The sequence below is a fragment of the Mesorhizobium sp. WSM4841 genome (assembly GCF_055811515.1).
The window spans coordinates 1,414-3,003 of sequence record NZ_JBVVQC010000022.1 but is presented as its reverse complement, the minus strand read 5'-3'; the positions used below and the strand labels follow the sequence as shown (position 1 = coordinate 3,003).

The 1,590-nt window shown below is 66.4% G+C and carries 3 protein-coding genes; all 3 read right to left on the bottom strand.

The window, feature by feature from the left end:
• Nucleotides 1-72: 72 nt before the first annotated feature.
• The 3 genes from AC0L14_RS22855 to AC0L14_RS22845 are packed head-to-tail and all read right to left on the bottom strand — an operon-like array spanning nt 73 to nt 1,518.
• Entirely contained in the window at nt 73-726 is a 654-nt protein-coding gene (locus AC0L14_RS22855; RefSeq protein ID WP_473750886.1) for a terminase large subunit domain-containing protein, read from the bottom strand.
• Nucleotides 704-1,123 (bottom strand): hypothetical protein, encoded by a 420-nt coding sequence (locus tag AC0L14_RS22850; RefSeq protein ID WP_473750840.1) that lies wholly within the window; start codon nt 1,121-1,123, stop codon nt 704-706. The genes AC0L14_RS22855 and AC0L14_RS22850 overlap by 23 nt, the downstream gene beginning before the upstream one ends.
• A gap of 11 nt (nt 1,124-1,134) precedes the next feature.
• On the bottom strand, nt 1,135-1,518 hold the full coding sequence (locus AC0L14_RS22845) for a hypothetical protein (protein WP_473750839.1): 384 nt from the start codon (nt 1,516-1,518) through the stop codon (nt 1,135-1,137).
• Between the last annotated feature and the right edge of the window lie 72 nt (nt 1,519-1,590).

The window sequence follows — 1,590 nt, the reverse complement described above, 5'->3', positions numbered from 1 at the left end:
GGCAGGACAGAGGGGGGCGCGAAGGAACGCAACGGGTGAGCGGAAGCGAGAGCTTCCTTCCCAAAAACCACCTCACCTCCCCATTCCCTCCACCTGCTCCGCCGACAAAAACAACAGCACCACCTCCGACATGCCGAGCAACGGCGTGAAGGTGACGATGGTGATGCCGCCTGTCGCGTTGGTGCGGGTCAGGCCTTCCGAATAGATGTCGAGCGGCGGCTCCTCGTCGAACCAGACGCCGTGCAGCGTTTCGCCCTGCCATTTTTCGCGACCCTTCTCATAGCTCTTGAACGACAGCACCGATTCATCGGCCTGGACATCGCCACCGCCGCCATGGCGCACCACGACGCTGTCCAGCCCATGCGGCGCGCCGCGCCCCATGATGGTGCTGAGAATAGCGTCGGCCGGGATCATGCCGGTGCCCCACGCCGCCGGCTGCTGCGGCGGGCCGATCAGGACGCGCTGCGGGTTGTCGCGCGTGCCCTCGGCGGTGACGCCGGCCGCCCATAGCCGCACGGACGTGTCGAAAACCTTGCCTTGCCACCACTCGGGATAGCGGCCGGTGAGATGCATTGCCCATTCCGCGCCACCGGCCCTTGTCTTGCCGAGCTGGTTGCCGGCCATGAACAGCCGCTCGCGGTTGGTGGCACCCGCCGCATGGAACTCGGCCTGCCTGAGATAGGGCCGGTAGGCGGCAAGCTGGTTAGTGCGCCGCCTGCGGTCCAGTTCCCTGAGCAGGCTCAGATACTCGGTCTTTGCCGCGGCCTGGCTTTTCGAGGCCGAGCTTTGCGAGGCTCGGCTTTTCGAGGTCAGGCTTTTGGAGGAATGGCCGGAGGACGGCTTCGAGGCCGCGGATGCGCTGCCTGATTTCGTCATCGCTCAATACATCCAGACTGTTGATGTTGACGTGCAAATCCTTGGGCAGCACCGACAGCACGATCTTCAGATACTGGTCGGGCTTTTCGGTGCGGACTTCGGCGATGACGCCGGCGCCATGCGCCCGGAAATCGGCGCGGATGGCTTCCAGAAAACCATCGGCCAGCGTTTTCTTCGCCCGCCTCGGCCGGCCGGAGGGCCGTTCCGTCACATCAGGCGGTTCGTCGCTGAAAGAATCCTCGGCCATGCCCTACCCCATCATCCCGCCGCCGGCTTCGCTGTTTTCTTGGCCGGGCGCTTAGGTTTCTTGCGCGCCCGCTTGCCAGGCTTTGCACGCGTAGGCTTCCGCGGCCGGTTTGCCGCATCGCCCTTTGCCCCAGCCGCGCTGCCGGACTTGCCGGCGCCTGACGCGGCTTTGAGCGCCGCCCTGGCGATGCTCACTGCACCGGCGCTGACGCCCGCTTGCGGAAACCCAAAGCCGCCGGCCGCGTCGACGCCCCGAACCATGCCGATCCGCACACCGGCGGCGACCGGCTCGACCCGGCCGTGGCGCCCATCGGGCGCGCCTTCGAATTCGCCGATGGCACTGACGACCTCGCGGCCGTCATCGTCGGTGATGATCGTGGCGTAACGCTTGGACATGGGGGGCTCTGGGAGGTGCAGTATTCGTTACGGGAAGCGTCGCGATCCTTCGCGCCCCCCTCTGTCCTGCCG